Origin of the sequence: Mesorhizobium sp. M5C.F.Ca.IN.020.32.2.1 (genome assembly GCF_004023105.1) — a bacterium.
GTDB classification, from domain to species: Bacteria; Pseudomonadota; Alphaproteobacteria; order Rhizobiales; family Rhizobiaceae; genus Mesorhizobium; species Mesorhizobium wenxiniae.
This window is the reverse complement of record NZ_RZSX01000361.1, coordinates 1-6,068: the sequence shown is the minus strand read 5'-3', so window position 1 is coordinate 6,068 and position 6,068 is coordinate 1. Positions and strand designations below refer to the sequence as shown.

General features: G+C 61.2%; 5 protein-coding genes and 1 pseudogene. 4 read left to right on the top strand and 2 right to left on the bottom strand.

The annotated features are described in order from the left end of the window. The coding region (locus tag EOA86_RS18560; protein WP_164891818.1) for a glycosyltransferase family 2 protein at nt 1-678 on the bottom strand (678 nt) is incomplete at its 3' end. Between the two features lie 742 nt (nt 679-1,420). Next, nucleotides 1,421-3,004 carry a hypothetical protein gene (locus tag EOA86_RS18555; protein ID WP_128343000.1) on the bottom strand — a complete coding sequence of 528 codons (1,584 nt, stop codon included), beginning with the start codon at nt 3,002-3,004 and terminating at the stop codon, nt 1,421-1,423. 342 nt (nt 3,005-3,346) lie between these two features. Between EOA86_RS18555 and EOA86_RS18550 the strand changes: the two genes are divergently transcribed. From EOA86_RS18550 to EOA86_RS18540, 4 genes and pseudogenes are all read left to right on the top strand, one after another. Then, nucleotides 3,347-4,639, top strand: coding sequence for a cellulase family glycosylhydrolase (locus EOA86_RS18550; protein WP_128342998.1), 1,293 nt, complete (start codon nt 3,347-3,349; stop codon nt 4,637-4,639). Continuing rightward, nucleotides 4,636-4,794, top strand: coding sequence for a hypothetical protein (locus EOA86_RS38690; protein WP_164759731.1), 159 nt, complete (start codon nt 4,636-4,638; stop codon nt 4,792-4,794). Before EOA86_RS18550 ends, EOA86_RS38690 begins: the two co-directional genes overlap by 4 nt. After that, nucleotides 4,791-5,750: a glycosyltransferase family 2 protein gene (locus tag EOA86_RS18545; RefSeq protein ID WP_206523319.1), complete on the top strand. Its 960-nt coding sequence runs from the start codon at nt 4,791-4,793 to the stop codon at nt 5,748-5,750. Before EOA86_RS38690 ends, EOA86_RS18545 begins: the two co-directional genes overlap by 4 nt. A 58-nt stretch (nt 5,751-5,808) precedes the next feature. Beyond that, nucleotides 5,809-6,030: pseudogene (locus tag EOA86_RS18540) on the top strand (NAD-dependent epimerase/dehydratase family protein); the annotation flags it as partial. Nucleotides 6,031-6,068: the final 38 nt, after the last annotated feature.

The window sequence follows — 6,068 nt, the reverse complement described above, 5'->3', positions numbered from 1 at the left end:
GCGCGGAGCCTCGAAACTTGCCACCTCGACGATATTGAGGTGGTTCTTCAAGGCTCGCACGTTGATGAGGGTCTCGATCTCGAACCCGTCGCAATCGCAGTTCAGCGTGGCGACGTGCTTGCTCCAGAAGGCTATGTATCCGTAGCATAGATCGGAGAACCAACCGCCATAGAGCAGCCGCACGAACAGGGTCAGCCCCCTGTTGCCCAACATCCGGAACAGCGACATGTCACCGGTGCCGGCGCCCTGGATAAAGCGTGAACCCTTAACGAGATCCGCGCCGGCCATCAGCGCACTGACAAAAACGATCGCCTCCTCCGGGACCATGGAGCCATCGGCGTCCAGCATGACGATGATGTCGCCTGTGGCGGCCAGGAATCCCGCTTGCAGTGCAGCGCCCTTGCCCCGACGGGACTCCATGACGACCTTCACGTCCTCGCGCAGGCGACGCGCGACCGCGACCGTATCGTCAGTCGAATGACCATCCACAATAATGATCTCATGCGCCCAGTTGGGGATGCGCGGCAGAAGCCAAGGGAGGTTCTCGGCTTCATTGAGCGTCGGGACGACGAAGCTGACTCGGGGCAGAGTCAGCGATCGCCGCAGCGCGAAATTAATCAGGTCAGGCGGCGATGTGGCACCGACGGGGGCGAGAATGCTGGAGAGCCCGGCGTTCATGGCAGCGCTTCGAGGTCGTACGATGGGACCCATCCGGGGGGCATATTGTGCTTCCATGACCCCAAGAGCTCCCCGAAAATCCGGTGCTCCACATCGCGCGCGCGCAAATGCGCGGCCAGCGACAATCCGCAGCGACCAGGCCCAATGACCGCCACATCCACGGATGTGCTTGATCCAACCATATGCGGACTCCTGGCCATATAATGAAAGGAGATAAAATGAAAGAAGATCGGTACTCTTGCCCCCCTAATCTTAGGTTGTTATACGACGATTACTGATTCAGGTCTGAAATGGAAGGACGATAGAGTGTTACGAAAAGACAATAGATGATTAGCCCTTTTGGGGTATCCCTTCTGGTTATTTCCAGTCCATACCACCTGCGCGGATAGCACGGCAGCGCCACCGATCATCTTCAGCAGCTGTGCTGGCAGCGTTGCCAAACCCGATTAGACCTCTGGGCCACCTTCAACGCCAGCGAGGACATCCATCGACCCGCGGCCGGCATTAGCTCACAAGCGACAATTTCTACTGAGCGAGCCGTGCGGAAGGCAGCGAAGGTCGTCGGCGCGAAGAAATGAACGTCCATCGCAACGCTGACATTGCCACTGGCCAGAAGCTGCGATGTGGAGGTGGGGCTCGCTCCTTCACTCGGCCGTGATATCCCAGCTTATTCTGTGCCCGAGAAAGGTCGGGCGCGCCACTGCCCTTCGCAGGCGGGGTATCTTGCGCTCGACCACATGGGCTACGGGTGGGCTGACCCGGACGAGACCGGCCAAGAGAGGGACTGCCCACGCGGTCCCGAGACCCCACGCGGTCCCGAAACCGGCGCGTCAGGTACCAGCAAACGATAGGAGGTCGTGACCTCTCGCAAACCCCGTATATGCCCGAACAGGTCGATCACCTCCAAGCCAGACCGGCGGTTGTAGGTGTGACACCCCAACGCTCCGGACCAAATGCGACCGACCGGGGTCTGGGCAAACTCCGACGCCCCCAGCGCATCGATCTGGCAGAACGTCACCGCGCCGCCATAAACGCGCGCGCAGTCTTGGACCGGGCGTAGCGTGCGTCCGCCGTGTCGGATGACGGCGCCTGCGGGGCGGCTGAGCCTGGTATCGATCAGGACGGGGTTGGCGGCATGGGGCGTCCAAGATCCGGTCAGGCTCTCGGCACGGTAGAGGCTGAGGACATCCCAGGACGTGGACCTCCACAGCCTTGGGCTGACGAAAAACCAAAAGCCGCCCGCATGCCAGAGCGGCGTGGTATCGTAGCCCTCAATGCCTTCCATGAGGCAGGCCTCCCGCGTCCACCGGTAAGGGAATTCCACTGCCCGGTAGAGGCTGACATTTCTGGCCGCCCCCGATTCGGGGATCATCCAGATCTGCCCATCCTGCTCGAACACGAACGGGTAGGAGAGGTGATGCGGTTCCTCCACCACGATCCGGGATGCGCCGGCTGTCCCGTCCCGGTTCACTGTCACAACCGCAATGCACCCCCGGTTCTTCGAGTAGAGGTACTGTTCGACAAAAATGAAATCCTGCCCCTGGTGCCGGAACGGGAATGGGTCGGCAAGGTAGCTGTCGGCATTACCGGTGAGCACCCGGAAGGCTGCTTCGCCTTTGTCGAGCAGGCCCGCCGATTCATCGAAGCGCCAGCCAATCCCCCACATCCTGCCGCCCCTCGCCAGGACGTCCAAAAGCCCGATCGCCTTCGATGCAACCGTGCCGGTCGCTCTTGCAAGCGCCGAAAGCGCGCCAAACGAAGGCACTGCCATCCGGGGACCGGGGATATCGGACGCAGCTGAACCGGTTTCCTCGCACAGGGCTTTGAGGATCAGCGGCACAGCACAGGAAAGGGCGCTGTCGAGCCTCGCTGCCAACACTTCACGGTCTCTACTGGCCGGACGCGCCGTCCACGGCTGCAACGGGCGCGCCGTGTCATGCAGGTCGACGAGTAGATCCTGACGATTCAACCAGGCTGCCACGATTCCGATCTCGCCGGGTGCGCCGTTGAAAACCGGGGTGAGCACGCGCCGCGCCGCCGGCAGCGATTCCGCCCCGCTCAGATCGATCACCACATCCACTTGGTCGGCCTGAGGCGGCGGCAGGCACCGCAGCGTCGCCTCGACGGGGTCGATGGCGCCGTTCCCACGAAAGCCATAGACCAGTCGTTCGAGTTCGAGCAGCAGACGGCAGATTAACGGCAGCGGGCGGCTACCGGCCGCCAAAGCGCAGGAGACTTCGTTGCCGGGCCCCTCAGCGAGCGCTTCTGCCAGCCAGAGGTGCCACCGCAGTAGCCGGGACGGATCGAGACTCAGGCAAATGCGCATTGTTGTTCTCACGGCGATTTCAAATGGCGCCAGCTCACAGCTTTGACGAGAACCACCTCAGGCGATCCGCCTACACTGGACTCCGCCGCGGGCCGGCGAGCCAAAGGCGGCAGATAGAAAGCCGCAACGCGAGGATGGTTCCCACCTACTGTGGTTGCGGGGACACGCCATGTGGGGGAGCCGAACACTTGATTGAGAGATGCCTGACAGCACGGTCCATACTCGAGCGGCTGGAAGCGGCCAAGCACCACTATGCCCGAACGACGCCGGGCTGTGCGAGGTCAGAGGAGGTAATCCTTCGGGGTTCTTGTGCTGTGCCTCCGGCAAGGGTCATGTGGAGGGATGATTATCGAATGGCAACGGGCGAAATACGGACTGCGCAGGGCGTGGTTGTGTGCGCTTGTGTTCGCGTTCGTATCCGTTCCGGCAATCGCGAGCGCCGCGGATGATCCGTCGGCAACGTCCTTCATCGAGACTTCCGGAACGAACTTCACCTTGGACGGCAGGCCGTTCTTCGTGACCGGCGTAAACAACCACTATCTGACCTACGGGTCGCCGGATGAGGTCACCCGCGTTCTCGACGACGCGGTGGCGATGGGCGCCAATGTGGTCCGCACCTTCCTCCAGCCGGTGATCGGGTCGCTCGACGGAAGCAAGCCTACGCTCTGGGATTGGCGGCTTGAAGGCGAAGCCAGCAATCTCGCGGTCAAGGGCACGTACCTGCTCTACTGGGACCCGAGCCAAAACAAGATGGCGATCAATGACGGCGCCAACGGCATGCAGAAGGTTGATTTCCTCATCGCCGAGGCCGGCAAGCGACGCCTGAGGCTGATCATCGCCGTCCTGGATTTCTGGGCCTTCACAGGCGGCGCCCAGCAGATGCGGGCCTGGTATGGGAGCCGGGACGCCCCAGGCGTGCAGAGCCAGTACAACACCGACCTCAGCAAAGAGAAGTCGGAGTTTTTCTTCCAGGATCCGCGCACGAAGCGCGACTACAGGACCTGGGTCAGCCACGTCGTGCAGCGAGTCAACCCGCTCACCGGGCGCGCCTACCGGGATGATCCGACCATCATGGCCTGGGAGCTGATGAACGAAGGCAATGCGCAGCCTGAGGCTTTGCGGTTGGCCTGGACTGGCGAAATGTCGGCTTACGTCAAGTCCCTCGATTCCAATCACCTTGTCAGCTCAGGGCATGCCAACATTCTCGACCCGAAGCTAGCCGATTTGACGATCCCGACTCTCGATTTCGGGACCTGGCACGGCTACCCGCTCTATAACAAACTGACGGTCCAGCAATTCAACGAGATCATCCCCGAGTTCTGCCAGCTGGCCGCCCGCGCCAAGAAGCCGGTGCTTCTGGAGGAATTCGGCTATGCCCGCTCCAATCAGAACGTGGCTGCAGCTTACGCCATGTGGCTCGACACGCTGACGCGTGATCGCAACTGCGCCGGCTGGATGGTGTGGCGGCTGGTATCCCGGCAGGACAGCGGACGTTATCCCGTCGACGAACACGACCAGTTCGATATCCGCAACGACGGAAGCGCGATTTGGAACATTCTCAAAGCCGCGACGGCCCGGGCGGCGCAGACCCGCGAGACCCGCCGGGCCTCAGAAACCATCCGGGAAGTCCCATGACCGAAGTCTCCGTCGTGATCTGCGCGCGCACGCTCGACCGCTGGGACGAGTTGAAGCGTGCGGTCGGGTCCGCCAGCACCCAAACGCGCGCCCCGCGCGATATCGTCGTAACAGCCGCAATTCAACAGGCCCGCGAAAGGAACCAGCAGCCATGATCGATGCGTCGGTTGTCATCTGCGCCTACACACTCGATCGCTGGGACGATTTGAACGCGGCTATCGCGTCGGTGCGCAACCAGACCAGCCCTGCCCGCGAGATCATTCTCGTCGTCGACAACAATAAGGCTCTCTTGAAGCGAGCCCGGCGCGAGATCGAGGGTATCGTCGTCACACCTAACAATAACGTGCGTGGACTGTGCGGCGGTCGCGTCACGGGTGCCGGATTGGCAACCGCACCGGTCGTGGCATTTCTCGACGACGATGCGATCGCCGATGAGCGCTGGCTAGAAGAGTTGCTGGTGCCCTACGCCGATCCGCGCGTGCTTGGCGTCGGCGGACGCATTGAGCCTCTATGGCGCAAACCTCGGCCCTGGTGGTTCCCGCCTGAATTCAACTGGATCATCGGCTGCACCTATCGCGGAATGCGGGTACGAAATGGTGGCGAAGTGCGTAATGTGATAGGCGCGAACATGTCAGTGCGCGCCGAAGTGCTGCATGGCTGCGGCGGGTTTGCCGGTCAAATGGGACGCATCGGCGGCGGTAGGGGCTCAGCCAATACATGCGACGACACCGAGTTTTGTATCCGCGCCACAAAAAAAATTGGAGGCGTATGGATATACAAACCCGAGGCCAGCGTTCGCCATGTGGTTACAGCGGAACGCACGACCTGGAAGTATTTCCTCCATCGGTGCCGCATGGAGGGGACCTCCAAAGCGGCACTCGTAGGCTTAGCGGGGACGAAGGACGGACTGGATTCCGAGCGGCTTTACGTCCTTACTCTGGGGCGCTCCATCCTCGAATACGCAGCGACTGGCAAGATCGGTCAGGCGCTCGCCATCTTTGTCGGATTGGCGACTACTTCAATTGCTTACACGCAGGCACGGGCACGGGCCGCCATCTCGCAGGGTCCAAAAATAGCCACGGAACAAAAGGGCGTTACGTCCAGGACGTGACTCTCGCCGCTACTGGCACAATGCAGCGTCAGCCTATTCATTTCGCAAGGAGATTCACATGCCACGGATTTATGAGAGTCGCAAACGCGTTTTGGTCACCGGAGGAGCCGGCTTTCTGGGCTCCCACCTAATAGATCGACTGCTCTCCGATGGTCATGAGATTCTCTGCGTCGACAATCTCTTCACGGGAACCAAGTACAATATTGAACATCTACACGCGAACCCGCGCTTTGAATTTCTGCGCCACGATATCACGTTTCCCTTATACGTCGACGTCTACTAAATCTACAACTTTGCCTGCCCTGCATCTCCCATCCA